Below are 14,602 nucleotides of genomic sequence, written 5' to 3'. Positions count from 1 at the left end.
TCGTCCTGAGCCAGGATCAAACTCTCCGCAAAAAACAGAGAAGCTCAAAACAGCTCCAAAAAAACAAAACAAAAAATCATCAAACAAAAAACGACACACTATTGAGATTCAAAACAAACAACCCACAACGAAACGAACTTCCAAACCAGAAGAACTCCCGCGGAGCAACCTCTCCATCCTAACGAACCAGACCAAGACCGGCAAACCCAGACCACATGATCCACGCCACCCAGCCCGAAGATCCAGAGGCGATCCTCCCGAACCAGCCGGAAGCAACCCCGTAAACTTAAACCCCCACCACAACCCCCGTCAAACCCACCCACCGTGACCCTCCTAACACACCCCCACCACACCCCAGAAACCGCGTACTACCAACGAAAAAGGAAGGACGGGGCCGCTCGCCCCGTCCTTCCTCGTCCTTCGTTAGCTGTGCCTACACCTCCACGCGCGACATGATGATGTCGCGGACCTTGGCGGCATCCGCCTGCCCGCGAGTCGCCTTCATGACCGCTCCGACAAGAGCGCCAGCGGCCTGTACCTTGCCGCCGCGGATTTTGTCGACAATGTCGGGGTTAGCAGCGATTGCGTCATCGACTGCCTTTTCAAGCGCCGAGTCATCAGACACGATCTCGAGTCCACGCTGGGCGACGACCTCAGCTGGGGAACCTTCCCCGGCGAGCGTGCCTTCCAGTGCCTGCCTGGCGAGCTTGTCGTTAATCCTGCCGGACTCAACGAGACTGTCGAGTTCCGCGACCTGTTCTGGTGTGACGGGAGCATCTGCGAGCGCAATGCCCTGCTCGTTGCAATGGCGTGCGATAAGGCCCATCCACCACTTGCGGGCGGCAGCGGGGCTAGCACCAGCGAGCGTCGTCTTCTCGACCACATCGAGAGCTTGGGCGCTGACGAGGTCACGCAGCTCGAGGTCGGTGAGCCCCCACTCTTTCTGCAGACGCTCCCTCTTCGCGTGCGGAAGCTCCGGTAACGATGTTCGGATTTCCTCAACCCACTGGCGCGAGGGCGCGACGGGTACGAGGTCCGGTTCGGGGAAGTAGCGGTAGTCCTCCGCATCAGACTTTTCCCGGCCTGGTGAGGTCGTCCCGTCTTCGTCATGGAAGTGCCGAGTTTCCTGCGTGATTGTGCCGCCGCTAGCGAGAATTGTGCCCTGCCTCCTCATTTCGAACGTCACAGCTTGCTCGATCGACGCGAACGAGTTGACGTTCTTCGTCTCCGTTCGAGTGCCAAGCGGTAACTCCGGGCTTTCCCGCAGAGAAAGGTTGATGTCGGCGCGGACGTTACCCTGCTCCATGCGAGCCTCGGACACGTTGAGCGCACGGAAGATGTCCCGCAGGGTCCTGACGTACGCCGCTGCTACCTCGGGGGCGCGGGCTCCGGTGTGAGGGATTGGGCGCGTGACGATCTCGACGAGCGGCACCCCTGCGCGGTTGTAGTCAACGAGGGAATAGTCAGCGCCCTGGATCCTGCCACTGCCACCGACGTGGCTGTTCTTGCCGGCGTCCTCCTCCATGTGAGCGCGTTCAATCTCGACCCGGACGATCTCGCCGTCATCGAGCCTGACATCGACCCACCCATCAAAGGCGATCGGCTCATCGTGCTGCGACGTCTGGTAGTTCTTCGTCAGGTCAGGGTAGAAATAGTTCTTCCTCGCGAAGCGACACGACTCAGCAATGGAGCAGTTAAGGGCGAGGCCGATCTTGATCGCGAACTCAACCGCCCGGCGGTTGAGCACCGGTAGGGAGCCCGGCAGCCCGAGCGAGGACGGGGTGACGTGAGCGTTCGGGACACCGCCGAACTCGTTCGGCGCACCGTCGAACATCTTCGTCTTGGTGCCGAGCTCGACGTGGACCTCAATGCCAAGGACCGGGTCGAAGCGTTCGGCGACCTCTGCGAATTCGAGAAGCTGCGTCATCAGTTGTCCTTCCAATCCTTGGCGGGGCACATGCCCGGAATGTCGCCTGCAGAGGCTTCCACTGCAGCGGCGACCTGGTACATGAGATCGTCCCGGTGAGCAGGGGCAATAACCTGGAAGCCGACGGGAAGTCCGTCTGCCAGACCGCAGGGTACGGAGATGCCGGGAATGCCGGCGAGGTTGGCAGGGATCGTCGCGAGATCGTTGAGGTACATCGCCATCGGATCCCCCACCTTCTCTCCGAACCGGAATGCTGTCGTCGGGGACGTCGGGGACACGAGGACATCGACCTTGCTAAAGGCCTCCTCGAGGTCGCGTTGGACGAGGGTGCGCACCTTTTGCGCCGAGCCGTAGTACTCGTCGTAGTGACCAGCGGCCAGTACGTGGGTGCCGAGGATAATGCGGCGCTTAACTTCAGCGCCGAAACCCTTGCCCCTGCTCTCCGCCATGACGCGCTCAGCGGTGATCGGGCCCTCGTCGGGCTCAACGCGGAGCCCGTATCTCATGCCGTCGAATCGTGCCATGTTCGATGAGACTTCGGCGGGCATGATGAGGTAGTACGCGGCGAGAGCGTGGTCGAACGACGGGCACGAGACTGTGGCAATCTCTGCGCCAGCCGCTTCAAGACGGCCGACCGCGGCATTGAACTCTTCCCGCACTCCGGACTCAAAACCGTCTTCCGACATCTGCTCGACGATTCCGATCTTCAACCCGGAGAGATCGGAGCTCATGCTACGAACAGCAGTCTCGAGTGCGGGGACCGGTGCGTCGAGCGAGGTTGAGTCGGCCGGGTCGTGGCCGCCAATGATCTCCTGCAGGGCCGCCGCGTCGGCGACTGTCCGAGCGACAGGACCGACCTGGTCGAGCGAGGATGCCATGGCGATGAGACCGTAGCGCGACACTGCACCGTAAGTTGGCTTCGCGCCGACAGTTCCGGTCACAGACCCGGGTTGCCTGATTGAGCCGCCCGTGTCGGAGCCGAGCGCGAGGGGGACCATGAAGGCAGCGACCGCCGCGGCACTACCGCCACCCGAACCGCCAGGGATCCGCTCCGTGTCCCATGGGTTCCTTGTCGGTCCGAAGGCCGAGTGCTCAGTCGACGACCCCATCGCGAACTCATCCATGTTCGTCTTGCCGACGATCGGCATGCCAGCCTCGCGGATCTTGATGACAACTGTTGCGTCGTAGGGAGGGATCCAGCCCTCAAGCATCTTCGATCCACATGTCGTCGGCACTCCTCGCATGACGAGGTTGTCCTTGATAGCTATAGGCACGCCAGCGAGCCTGCCGAGCTGTTCTCCGCGAGCGCGCTTCTCATCAACTTCACGCGCTGTCTCGAGTGCGGACTCGGCGTCGACGTGAAGAAAGGCATTAATCGTCGGGTTGAGCTTCTCTATGCGATCGAGTGTGGCGCGCGTGAGCTCGACCGATGTGAGCTCGCCGGCTGCGAGCATGTCGGCGAGCTCAAGAGCTGATTTCTGCAGAAGCTGCGTCATACGTCCTCCCCCAGGATCTGCGGGACGAGGAACTTGCCGTCCTCGCTTGCGGGTGCCTGGCTGAGGAACTCCTCTGGGTCCAGGCAGTCGGTCACCTCATCGTCTCGCATGACGTTGGCCAGCGGAATCGGATGTGAGGTTGCCGGGATGTCCGGGGTGGCGACCTCGGAGACCGTGGCGACGGCGTCGGCGATGACAGCCAGCTCGCCCGAGAATCTTTCGATCTCCTCCTCGGTCAGGGCAATGCGCGCGAGTGCCGCCACGCGGGCGACCTCGTCGATAGAGATAGACGACATGGGGACAGTCTAATACGGACGTGCGTCTCCTTCTGATTCGCATCTCGTAACGCTCGGCACTCGTTGACCGTACAATACGGACCATGAGCAGATACCCCGTGCCGTCGATGGCCCGCCTCTGGCGTGGTATCAAGGCGGGGATCGCCATCACGTTCGCACTTCAGGCGACGGCGGTCAGCCTTGTCATCGCGATCGATGAGCGGCGGAAGCGACGCGAGCCTGCTACCGGAGAGTTTCCGCACCTCCCGCCGAGACATGCCCGAGTCGCGAATACGAAGGTGACGACCTATACGTTCGGCCACGATCTCTATGAAGACATGCTCGAGGCGATTGAGTCTGCTGAGCACAGCGTCTACTTCGAAACGTATATTTGGAAGGCCGATGCGGTCGGGCAACGCTTTCGCGACGCGATCATCAGAGCCGCCAGGCGCGGTGTGGCCACCTACGTCATCGTTGACGTGTTCGGCAATCTCAACCAGGACCCGCGGTTTCGCTATTTCCCAGCGATAGATAACCTCCATGTCCGCCGCTTCCCCTTCATCCATTTTGGCAGGATCTTCGGTCTGGTCCGGCAGTCGGGCCTCGATCACCGCAAGCTACTCATCATCGATTCGACGATCTCATTCGTCGGCGGCTACAACATCGGCCAGCTCTATGCCGATCACTGGCGCGACACCCACATTCGCATGATTGGTCCCCAGACATGGGAGTTGGAGAACGCTTTCATCGACATGTGGAACGGTCATCGCACACGCGGGGCAAAGAGGTTAACGGACCGCGGCAATCCGGAGTGGGATGCGAGGGTGCGCGCGGTGCAGAACCTCCCGTCACGGCTGTCGTATCCGATTCGGTCAATCTACCTGGGTGCGCTCGACCGAGCGTCGTCCCATGCGTGGATCACAATGGGCTACTTCATCCCCGACCGCGACCTTCAAGAGGCTCTCATCGCGGCCGCCCGCCGAGGCGTCGATGTTCGCGTCCTCATCCCAGAGTATTCGAACCACATTGTCGCGGACTGGGCCGGCCGCCCCTCGTACAAGGCGTTGCTCGACGCGGGGGTGCGGATCTTCCTTTACCAGGGCGCCATGGTCCATTCGAAGACGATGACAGTTGACAGCCGATGGAGCACGGTCGGCACGGCGAATATTGATGCTTTGTCGATGCGGGGGAACTACGAGATCAACGCCGAGATCTACTCCGATTCGCACGCCGACGATCTCGAGACAATCTTTGAACTCGACATGACGAACTCGAGCGAGCTGACCGCCGAGATGTGGGAGAACCGTCCGCGTTTCGCTCGCATTCTCGAGCGGATTATGCGGCCGCTCGGCGTCATTCTCTAGCCGCGCACAGCTACAGGAGAGAACCGGGGCTATCGATCCTCGAGAAAGGCGACGGCGTCCGGTCCGCCCTCGAGTAGGGCCGTGAACTGCTCTTCGTCGAGGATCGGAACCCCGATCTCTTCCGCCTTCGTCGCCTTTGATCCGGGGCTGTCCCCGACGACGACGTAGTCGGTCTTCTTCGACACCGATCCGGCAGCCTTGCCACCCCGGGCGATGATCGCCTCCTTGACGGAATCTCGCGTGTAGTTCTCGAGGCTACCTGTCGCGACAATTGTGAGGTCTGCAAGCGTCTGCGGTAGCTCCTCATCCGCTTCGTCCTCCCACGTCACTCCGGCTGCCCGCCACCGTTCAACGATGTCCCTGTGCCAATCGACCTCGAACCAGCGCGAGAGCGAATCGGCAATGATGCGGCCAACTCCTTCAGTCTCGGCGAGCTCCTCAACGGAGGCCGCTGCGATTGTGTCGAGCGAGCCGAATCGTGCCGCAAGTGCTCGCGCGGCGGTTGGGCCAACATGCCGGATTGAGAGCGCGACAATTTTCCGCCACAGCTCTTTCGTCCGTGCCCCGTCGATTTCGCGCAGGAGGAGTTCGGTCGTTTTCGTCGGCACCGACTCCTTCTTGACGGTCCCGTCCTTGCCGAATGTTGGCTTCGTCCAGGCCGCGCGGGCGTAGCGATAGTCCCCCTCGAACTCGCCTTTCACTCGGACTTCGCTCCATACGAAAACATCCTTGAGGTCGTCCGCAGTCAGGTCGAAGAGGCCCGACTCGTTGCGTAGCACGGGTTGTTGGGGGCCCGGGACGCCGAGGGCCTCAAGCAGGTCCGCGCTGATTTCGCCCGGTACCGGTTCGCCGTGCTCGGCCACAGCTACTTTGCCGGCCTTCGTCGAGAGGCTGACCTTGCGGCCATCAATAGTCAAAACGTGTCCCCCAATAAGCGAGGCGATCGCAGCATCTCGTCGCGCGTCCGGGTTCGTCAGCATGAGGGCGGTCTCCGAGCCCAGGGCCTCGATGTCGAGGGCTCCCCGGGATCCGACGTGGGCGAGCCGCTCTGTCAGCTGAGATGGGCATGACCTCGAATTAGGGCAACGCCAGTCGGCTTCGCCCTCGCGTAAGGGGGCGAGGATGGCACCGCAACTGGGGCAGTGGCTCGGCATCGTCCACTGTTTTTCATCGCCCGTGCGGAGTGTGTAAACGGGGCCGACGACCTCAGGGATGATATCTCCGGCTTTGCGGAGGACGACCGTATCGCCGATAAGAACTCCCTTGCGGGCAACTTCCGACGGATTGTGCAGGGTTGCCTGAGACACCGTCGATCCGTCGACGAACACGGGTTCCATGACCGCGTATGGGGTCGCTCGGCCCGTCCGGCCGATTTGGACCCTGATATCGAGAAGCTTGGTGTGGACCTCCTCCGGCGGATACTTGTAGGCGATCGCCCAGCGCGGAACGCGCGAGGTGTAGCCGAGCTCCTGTTGCATGGCGCGGCTCGCGACCTTGATGACCGCCCCGTCCATCCCGTGAACGAGAGATTGCTTGTTCTCCCCGAGCCGCTCGATGAAACGGAGGGCCGCATCGAGCCCCGTCACCGGCTCCGTGTATGGCGAGATCGGCACGCCCCAACTGTTCAGTTGCTCGTAAATATCTAACTGCGATGCCACGTCAGCGCTACCGCCTTCGACGGCGCCGATGCCGTGAGCGATGAAGGACAGGGGGCGGGACGCGGTCGATGCTGGATCCTTCTGCCGTAGCGAGCCCGCTGCCGCGTTCCGTGGGTTGGCGAACGTTCGCTCTCCCTCTTCTTCAAGCCGCCGGTTGTAGGCGGCGAAGTCCGCGAGCGCGATGAAGACCTCGCCGCGGATCTCAATAAGTGCCGGCCAACCGTCGCCAGCAAGCCTGTGCGGGATCGACGCGATGGTGCGCACGTTCGCGGTCACGTCCTCGCCCGTCGTACCGTCACCTCGGGTGGCGGCCTGGGCGAGTTCGCCGTTCTCGTAACGGAGGTTAACAGCGAGGCCATCGATCTTCGCTTCACAGACTACCTCGATGTCCGCTGGCGACGTGCCCTCCTCTCGGGCCACTCTCTCAAACCAGGCTCGGACCTCGTCGGTGTCGAACGCATCTTCAAGGGAGTACATGCGTTCCCGATGCGTGACGGGCGAGAAGACGGCAGGGGAACCGACCCCCTCCTCAGCTGCGACCTCGATGTCGGCTCCCACGTTCTTCGTGGGAGAGTCTTGCGTGCTCAGCTGCGGGAAATCCTCTTCCAGCGCCCTGAGCTCCCTCATGAGTCTGTCGTACTCAGCATCCGAGAGAGGAGACTCGCCGCGTTCGTCGAAATAGTACGCGGTCTGCGCTGGGATGAGGATGTCAGCCAGTTCCTGCCAGCGCGCGTGCGCGTCCGAGAATTCTTTCGTACTCACGCGACAATCGTACCGTTGAAGGACGAACCGGGCGCGAAAAGTGCGGTCGAGCCATTCCCGCCACTAAGCGAAAGACGTCAGCTCCCATGGAGTACGCAGGTCAGGAATGATGGTCTAGTCCCGCTCCGCAACGGCGGCGATCTCGTCCGAATAGTTGTTTCTCGGTCATCTCACCTTCAGGTGTCACGACCCACTGAATTACAGTGGGGCCATGTGCGGCCGATATGCGACGTTTACCAGGCTCGATGAGCAGCCTGGCCTGTTCGACCTCGATCTTATTACCGAGCCAGTCCTTACGAGACCGCCGAGTTGGAATGTTGCGCCAACAACCGCTGTTCCCGTGATTGTCGAACGATATGACGGCGGACTCTCCCGCGAAGCGCACGTGGCTCACTGGGGGCTGATACCTCCGTGGGCGAAGGACAGGGCGATTGGGTCGAGGATGATCAACGCGCGCGCTGAAACTGTCGCCGAGAAGCGGTCATTTGCGCCGTCTCTGAAGAAGCGTCGTTGCCTCGTCCCTGCGGACGGATATTACGAATGGAAGAAAGTCGGTAGCGCGAAGCAACCGTATTTCATCTCTCGGGCTGACGGGCTACCGCTGGCGTTCGCTGGGCTGTACTCCTGGTGGAAGGACGCGGACGGTTGGCTACTGAGCACAACAATCATCACGAAAGAGGCCGACCAGTTTTCCGACATCCATGACCGCATCCCCGTCATTCTCGACCAGGCGGACTTCTCGGCATGGCTCGACCCACGCTCAGAAGATGTCGATGAGATGCTTGCCATCCTTGCCCATCCCACGCCGGACCTTTCGGCCATCCCTGTCGCGAAGGACGTCGGCCGGGTCTCGGTCGATCGGCCGGAGAATATTGAGAAAATCCCCGACGACCGTGTCATCGGCTAAGTTCAGTCGATGAACTGGCGCCGGCGAAGCGCTACAAGGGCGATGCTGACGAGGACCGCGTAGACGACGATCGCGGCTATCGCCGGCACGGACAAGAAATCCGTTGAGTAAAAGGCGCCGCCGATGAGGAGCACCTGAAGGGTGATAGCGGGGCCTGTTGCCCAACGGACCTCCTTCCACACGGCAAACGCGATACCGGCCAGTAGTACGGCGACGGACAGCATGAAAGCACCGAGCACGGTCTCGCTTCCGTCGTCGGTCACGACCTGTTCGCCGGTCAAGCCAGACACCAGCACGGTCGCTGACCAGGAACCCAGAACGAGCGCTTCGACGGCGACTCCGAGGGCCGCGATTCTCTCGACAGGTAGCGGTTTTCGTTCTCGCATGGGCTAATAGTACCTATGCACCCTGTGACCGACTGCACCGGGTGTTGTCGGCGCGAAACCCTTTACCGGCCGCGGTCCGCGTGACAAGGTAATGAACTAGATGTTCACCCGGCGTTCGTGCCGGTATAAGGAGACGATGTTCTATGGATTGGCGCCACCGTGCAGCGTGTCTGACCGAGGACCCCGAGCTGTTTTTCCCCATTGGCAACTCTGGTCCCGCGATCGCGCAAGTCGAGCAGGCTAAGGCGGTCTGTCTTCGCTGCGAGGTTCGCGACACGTGCCTCAAGTGGGCCCTCGAGACAGGACAAGACGCCGGTGTCTGGGGTGGCATGTCCGAAGAGGAACGCCGTTCGCTCAAGCGTCGCAACGCCCGCGCCCGTCGCGCGTCATAAATTCTCGCAACCTGACACCTGAAGGGCGGCCACTTCGGCCGCCCCTCAGTTTTGCGGATCTGTTTCCCATACGGATCGGATTCGTTCACACTCGATGAGTTGCTTGTCCTTCTGGCGCAGCCTAGTCGCGGCGCCGGATCTGGGCGTGGACACGAACGACGGTGCCGTTCTCTTCGCCGGGGCTCCAGGAGATGCTTCCGAGAAGATCGGACTTCACCATGGTTTCGACGATTTGCGTGCCGAGCCCGCTACCATGCTCGCCCTCCTTGATACCGACGCCGTCATCAATGATGACCACGTCAAGCTGATCGTCGATGCGCTCTGCCCGGACGGTGATGGTGCCGTCCCTGCCTTTGAGGCCATGCTCGACAGCGTTCGTGACAATTTCGTTGAGAACAACAGCGAGCGACGTCGCCGCCTCGGCGTGAACCTTGCCAAACGACCCCTCGAATCGCGTCGTCACCTTTTGTCCCGTCGCCGCCACGCCCGCGGCGAGACGCATAAGCCGGGCAAACGTCTCGTCGAAGTCGACGCTATCGGCACCGGTCCGGGCAAGGGCTTCATGGACCATCGAGATCGTGTAAATCCGCCGCTGCGCATCGTCAAGGCTCTGCTTTGCACCCGGATCGGTCGCTCGCCGGGCCTGTAGCCGCAGGAGTGCCGACACGGTCTGGAGGTTGTTCTTCACTCGGTGGTTGATCTCGCGGATCATGGCGTCTTTCGTCATGACCTCGCGCTCTGAACGGCGTAGCTCCGTCACGTCCCGGCACAGGAGCATCGCACCGATGCGAACACCTCTCTCCTTGAGCTCAATGGCTCGGAGCGAGACGACGACGCCGCGGGCCTCAACCTCCGTCACCCAGTTGCCGCGCCCCATGACAACAAGGGGAAGCATCTCGTCGACGCTGTTCGAGTATTCAGCGATTTCAGTGATTCGCTCGGCAAGTACCGCGCCGGGAAGAAGCCTGCGGATCCCGAGCCGATGGAAGGCGGAGATCGCGTTTGGCGATGCGTACAGCATCTTGCCGTTCTCGTCGAGGTGGATGAGACCATCAGAGACCCTCGGTGTGCCGTGCCTGAAGCTTGTGGGCTCTCGGTCGGCCGGGAACTCCCCTCGACACATCATGCCGAGAAGAGCCTCCGTGATCGCCGTGTAATTCAACTGGACCTGATCCGGGACACGGTCCGTCCTCTCCCACGTGACGAGCGACAGGACGGCAATGACGCGGTGTGGCTGCGGCATGATGGGCACGAGGACATACCGAATCCCCGCGACGACCACATTCGTGCGCGTACCCGTGGCGAAGCATTCCGCGACCTTCGCCCGCGTCGACGTTGGCACTTTGGACCCAACAACGTCGTCCACCTCGACAGTGGCGGCTGTCGCAGGTCGCGTGTGTGCCGCGATGATATAGCGGTCATCCCGCGTGCGGACGATGAGGAAGATGTCGGAGAACGAGATATCCGCGAGTGGATGCCAGTCGCCTGCAAGTCGGTGGAGATGCTCAGCTTCATCGCTGTCCAGCGTCCCAGCCTGATTTATCATGTTGGATAGTGTTGGCACATGGTCAGCCTATCTGAGGAGTAGACATGCACGTAGAACGAACCGCCAGCTATGACGCCGACCTACCGACCGTGCTTGAGGTCCTCGTGTCCGGCGAGTTGGCGAACGCCCGCGCGGACGCCGGCGGGCTCGACGCCCCCATCCATTCGGTCACCGACGAGGAGACGGCCCCGGAGGCTGTCACGACTCTGACCCTGCCGGCCGACCGTATGCCTGATAAGGCACGGCGCTTCGTTGGGACAGACACAACCGTGAAGGTCCGTCAAAAGTGGGACGGCAAGGGGCCGGACCGTGCACAGGCAGACTTCACTGTCGACGTCGGCTCTCTTCCCGTCAAGATCGACCTCACACAGACGCTCACTGGGCAGGGAGACACGACGACGGCGACCTTTACCGGCGATATCAATGTGACGATCCCCCTCATCGGGGGCAAGCTCGAGGAACTCGCCGTCAAAGAGGTTGATGCGGTCCTCGATCGCGACCAAAAACTCGTCAACAACATCCTGGGGGCACGATGAAGGCAGTACGAACAGGGGTCCGCGAGTGGATCGCCACGAACGACCGGGGCGCGGTTGTGAAAATTGGTGACCCCAAAGCGCAAGACGTGTTCTCTCCCGGTGAGTTGTTGCAGCTGGCCGCGGCCACGTGCGCAGGCCTGTCGATCGACCATCGGCTCACCCACGCTCTTGGCGAGGACATCCACGTCTCTCTCGAGGTCCAGCCGGAGAGTGTCAAGGGCGAGAACCGGTACGGCGCCATCGACACCGTCTTTTCTCTTGATCTGTCGTCGCTGTCCGGCGAGGAGCTCGAGCGCCTTCTCGAGAAGGTCTACGAGGCAATCGAACGGTCGTGCACGGTCAAACGAACGCTCGACGCGACAGCCGAATCGCGGCACCAATTCATCGACGAACCGCTCGGTGGCCTGACGGCCGAGTAGCTCACGCGCGAAGGACTGACCCCGCCTCGGCGGGGTCTTTTCCTTGCATCGACATGCCCTGTGCAGCTCCGCGCTACGCCAGGGCCGACCGGGACATGCGCCAGTTCATCTTGAGCGAAGTTCACTCAAGTTTGCTTGACACTAGTGGACGGTATTCCCATAATGGTTATGTAGCCTTAGCACTATGGAAGGAAAGTGGTAAACATGGCAAAGACATATGATCCGTTCCGCGATTTCGAGCGCATGTTCTCCGCGGCAATGCCCCGACCCAACGTCCCGGGAATGCCGATGGACCTCGTTCGGACGGGTGATGAGTACATCGCCGAGCTCGACCTGCCCGGAGTCGACCCCGAGTCGATTGACATCGATATCGACGACCGCACCCTGACGATTCGCGCTGAGCGCAAGGCGCGCGAGGGCGATATCGAATGGCTCTCGAAGGAACGCCCGACCGGCACGTTCGCCCGCCAGCTCACGCTCGGCTACGGGGTGGCGGTCGATCAGATCAAGGCCGACTACACCGGTGGCGTCCTCACGTTGACCTTCCCGGTCGCTGAAGAGGCGAAGCCGAGGAAGATTGCCGTCAACTCCGGTGACGACACAAAGACGATCGACGCCTGATGTGACAACGCAAGAGCGGCCCCGCGGGGCCGCTCTTCTATTGTCCACAGGAGTCCGGTCAACCTTGTCATGCATGGGAAATAGACGCTGGCGGAGGCACCGTGGCTGGAGGTTACACTGGGGGCGTGAATACGGCCTATGAAGATCTCCTGCGTCACGTTCTCGATAATGGTGCCCGCAAGTCCGACCGGACAGGTACTGGCACGCGGTCGGTGTTTGGCCACCAGATGAGGTTTGACCTCGCGGAGGGGTTCCCCCGCATCACGACGAAGTTCGTCGCAATGAAGGCGGTCAAAGGTGAACTGCTGTGGTTCCTCCGAGGCGACACGAACATCGGGTGGCTGAAAGAGCACGGCATCACGATCTGGGATGAGTGGGCAGACGCTGATGGGGAGCTCGGACCGGTCTACGGATTCCAGTGGCGGTCGTGGCCGACACCCGACGGCAGGCATATCGACCAAGTTCAGAACGTCATCGACGAGATTCGCGCGAACCCGGATTCGCGTCGCATCATCGTGTCCGCTTGGAACGTCGCCGATCTGGATGCGATGGCTCTTCAGCCGTGTCATGCTCTGTTTCAGTTCTACGTGGCGGACGGGAAGCTTTCCTGCCAGCTCTACCAGCGCAGCGCCGACCTGTTTCTCGGCGTTCCGTTCAACATCGCCTCTTACGCGCTTCTCACCCACATGGTCGCCCAGCAGACCGGCCTCGAGGTCGGCGAATTCATTTGGACGGGGGGCGACTGCCACATCTACGACAACCACATCGATCAGGTGACGGAGCAGCTCTCCCGAGAGCCCTACCCGTTCCCCACACTCCAACTCGCGAAGGCGCCATCGATCTTCGAGTACGACATGGACAGCATTTTCACCGAGGGATACCAGCATCATCCTGCGATCACGGCTCCGGTGGCGGTATGACGCTCGCAGCGATCTGGGCGCAGGGGCACGGCCGGGCGATCGGCCGGGCCGGCTCGATGGCGTGGCATGTGCCTGAGGATCTCCATCATTTCAAGCGTCTGACCATGGGCCATACCGTCATCATGGGCCGAGCCACGTACGACTCTTTCGGAGAGAAGTACCGTCCGCTGGAGGGTAGGCGGAATATTGTCGTCACGCGGTCGGGTAGAACCTTCCCTGGCTGCGAGACTGCCGCTTCGCTAGAGGAGGCACGGGACATGGCAGGAGATGGGCTGTCCTGGATCATCGGCGGGGCCCAGATCTACGAACAGGCCGCTCCGATGCTCGACGGTTATGTCGTGACCGACATCGATGTCGACGTTCCGGGTGCAGATGCATTCGCGCCACCTTTACCCGACTGGTCCTCGCCAGACTGGGAGATCGTCGGGGCTGATCCGGACCGCGGCTGGCACACGTCATCGACCGGGTTACGCTACCGCTTCACGGCCCTGAAGAGACGTGGAACCGAGCCTTGGAGCGGCAATCCTCTGCTCTGATGCACGGCTTCTCAGGGAAGAATCAGGGGAATTCCTGATCCCTCTGGAGCGCCGACATTGCTTTACTTGAGACGAGACGCTTCACATAACAGGAGATCCAATGTCAGCTTTCACGCGCACACTCGCCCCGGTCGATGACCCTGTCGTCGTCGTCCGCGACCTCAAGAAGACCTTCGGTCTGGGCACGACCGAGGTCCACGCCCTGCGGGGCATCGATCTCAACATTGGCCGAGGTGAGCTGACTGCGATCATGGGTCCCTCGGGCTCGGGCAAGTCGACTCTCATGCACTGCATTGCAGGACTCGAGGGGGCCACCTCCGGGCAGGTCCACATCAACGGTAAGGAGGTGACGGCCATGAAAGAGTCCGAGCTGACAAAGCTCCGTCGCGACCACATCGGTTTCATCTTCCAGTCTTTCAACCTCGTCCCGACACTTAACGCCCGCGAGAACATCACCCTGCCAGCCACCATCGCTGGCCGCGACATCGACGAAGACATGTTCGACAAGGTTGTCGACACTGTCGGTCTCGGGGACCGGCTCGACCACCGCCCGACCGAGCTGTCCGGCGGCCAGCAGCAGCGTGTCGCGTGTGCGCGCGCGATGGTCGGCTCCCCCGATGTTGTCTTTGCTGACGAGCCGACCGGCAACCTTGACTCGACCGCGGCCCAGCAAATCCTCCGGTTCCTCCGTACGTCTGTTGACGAATTGGGTCAGTCGGTCGTCATGGTCACGCACGAGCCGGATGCTGCCGCGTGGGCCGACCGCGTCGTTGTGCTACGCGACGGCCAGATCCTCGGCGAGCTTCGCGACCCGACGCGCGACACGATTCTCGACGCACTGAGGGACGGCAACTGAC

15 protein-coding genes are annotated in these 14,602 nt (G+C 61.7%); 9 read left to right on the top strand and 6 right to left on the bottom strand.

The features are described from left to right. Positions 1 to 433 precede the first annotated feature (433 nt). Genes gatB through gatC form a run of 3 tightly spaced genes read right to left on the bottom strand, consistent with a single transcriptional unit; the run spans position 434 to position 3,719 of the window. Positions 434 to 1,927 (bottom strand): Asp-tRNA(Asn)/Glu-tRNA(Gln) amidotransferase subunit GatB, encoded by a 1,494-nt coding sequence (gene gatB, locus H7E91_RS07760; RefSeq protein ID WP_182354518.1) that lies wholly within the window; start codon positions 1,925 to 1,927, stop codon positions 434 to 436. After that, entirely contained in the window at positions 1,927 to 3,423 is a 1,497-nt protein-coding gene (gatA, locus tag H7E91_RS07755; RefSeq protein WP_182354517.1) for an Asp-tRNA(Asn)/Glu-tRNA(Gln) amidotransferase subunit GatA, read from the bottom strand. The genes gatB and gatA overlap by 1 nt, the downstream gene beginning before the upstream one ends. Further along, positions 3,420 to 3,719 carry an Asp-tRNA(Asn)/Glu-tRNA(Gln) amidotransferase subunit GatC gene (gene gatC, locus H7E91_RS07750; protein WP_182354516.1) on the bottom strand — a complete coding sequence of 100 codons (300 nt, stop codon included), beginning with the start codon at positions 3,717 to 3,719 and terminating at the stop codon, positions 3,420 to 3,422. The genes gatA and gatC overlap by 4 nt, the downstream gene beginning before the upstream one ends. Before the next feature lie 83 nt (positions 3,720 to 3,802). Between gatC and H7E91_RS07745 the strand changes: the two genes are divergently transcribed. After that, positions 3,803 to 5,062 (top strand): phospholipase D-like domain-containing protein, encoded by a 1,260-nt coding sequence (locus H7E91_RS07745; RefSeq protein WP_182354515.1) that lies wholly within the window; start codon positions 3,803 to 3,805, stop codon positions 5,060 to 5,062. A gap of 29 nt (positions 5,063 to 5,091) precedes the next feature. Here H7E91_RS07745 and ligA read toward each other — a convergent pair whose 3' ends face one another. Continuing rightward, positions 5,092 to 7,482, bottom strand: a complete 2,391-nt coding sequence (gene ligA, locus H7E91_RS12135; protein WP_182354514.1) for an NAD-dependent DNA ligase LigA — start codon at positions 7,480 to 7,482, stop codon at positions 5,092 to 5,094. 211 nt (positions 7,483 to 7,693) lie between these two features. Between ligA and H7E91_RS07735 the strand changes: the two genes are divergently transcribed. After that, positions 7,694 to 8,389, top strand: coding sequence for an SOS response-associated peptidase (locus H7E91_RS07735; RefSeq protein ID WP_182354513.1), 696 nt, complete (start codon positions 7,694 to 7,696; stop codon positions 8,387 to 8,389). 2 nt (positions 8,390 to 8,391) lie between these two features. Here the strand turns inward: H7E91_RS07735 and H7E91_RS07730 are convergent, their stop codons facing one another. After that, positions 8,392 to 8,775 (bottom strand): hypothetical protein, encoded by a 384-nt coding sequence (locus tag H7E91_RS07730; RefSeq protein ID WP_182354512.1) that lies wholly within the window; start codon positions 8,773 to 8,775, stop codon positions 8,392 to 8,394. Positions 8,776 to 8,918: 143 nt separating this feature from the next. Between H7E91_RS07730 and H7E91_RS07725 the strand changes: the two genes are divergently transcribed. Further along, positions 8,919 to 9,167, top strand: a complete 249-nt coding sequence (locus H7E91_RS07725; protein WP_182354511.1) for a WhiB family transcriptional regulator — start codon at positions 8,919 to 8,921, stop codon at positions 9,165 to 9,167. 121 nt (positions 9,168 to 9,288) lie between these two features. Here H7E91_RS07725 and H7E91_RS07720 read toward each other — a convergent pair whose 3' ends face one another. Beyond that, entirely contained in the window at positions 9,289 to 10,713 is a 1,425-nt protein-coding gene (locus tag H7E91_RS07720) for a sensor histidine kinase (RefSeq protein WP_194309185.1), read from the bottom strand. Between the two features lie 44 nt (positions 10,714 to 10,757). On the opposite strand from H7E91_RS07720, the gene H7E91_RS07715 reads away from it, so the two are divergent. The 6 genes from H7E91_RS07715 (at position 10,758) to H7E91_RS07690 (ending at position 14,601) form a co-directional block, all read left to right on the top strand. Next, positions 10,758 to 11,249: a DUF2505 domain-containing protein gene (locus H7E91_RS07715; RefSeq protein WP_182354509.1), complete on the top strand. Its 492-nt coding sequence runs from the start codon at positions 10,758 to 10,760 to the stop codon at positions 11,247 to 11,249. Next, complete coding sequence (locus tag H7E91_RS07710) at positions 11,246 to 11,668, top strand: OsmC family protein (RefSeq protein WP_182354508.1); 423 nt, start codon at positions 11,246 to 11,248, stop codon at positions 11,666 to 11,668. Before H7E91_RS07715 ends, H7E91_RS07710 begins: the two co-directional genes overlap by 4 nt. 204 nt (positions 11,669 to 11,872) lie before the next feature. After that, the gene (locus H7E91_RS07705) at positions 11,873 to 12,289 is read left to right on the top strand and encodes an Hsp20/alpha crystallin family protein (protein WP_182354507.1); all 417 of its coding nucleotides are present in this window, start codon (positions 11,873 to 11,875) and stop codon (positions 12,287 to 12,289) included. A gap of 101 nt (positions 12,290 to 12,390) precedes the next feature. Then, a complete protein-coding gene (locus H7E91_RS07700) occupies positions 12,391 to 13,209 on the top strand; it encodes a thymidylate synthase (RefSeq protein ID WP_338401768.1) in 819 nt (272 codons plus the stop codon). Next, positions 13,206 to 13,745 (top strand): dihydrofolate reductase, encoded by a 540-nt coding sequence (locus tag H7E91_RS07695; protein WP_182354505.1) that lies wholly within the window; start codon positions 13,206 to 13,208, stop codon positions 13,743 to 13,745. The genes H7E91_RS07700 and H7E91_RS07695 overlap by 4 nt, the downstream gene beginning before the upstream one ends. A gap of 100 nt (positions 13,746 to 13,845) precedes the next feature. Further along, positions 13,846 to 14,601 (top strand): ABC transporter ATP-binding protein, encoded by a 756-nt coding sequence (locus tag H7E91_RS07690; protein ID WP_182354504.1) that lies wholly within the window; start codon positions 13,846 to 13,848, stop codon positions 14,599 to 14,601. Position 14,602: the final 1 nt, after the last annotated feature.

Origin of the sequence: Flaviflexus huanghaiensis, assembly GCF_014118685.1 — a bacterium.
Taxonomy (GTDB): Bacteria; Actinomycetota; Actinomycetes; order Actinomycetales; family Actinomycetaceae; genus Flaviflexus; species Flaviflexus huanghaiensis.
This window is presented reverse-complemented; position numbering and strand designations above follow the sequence as displayed.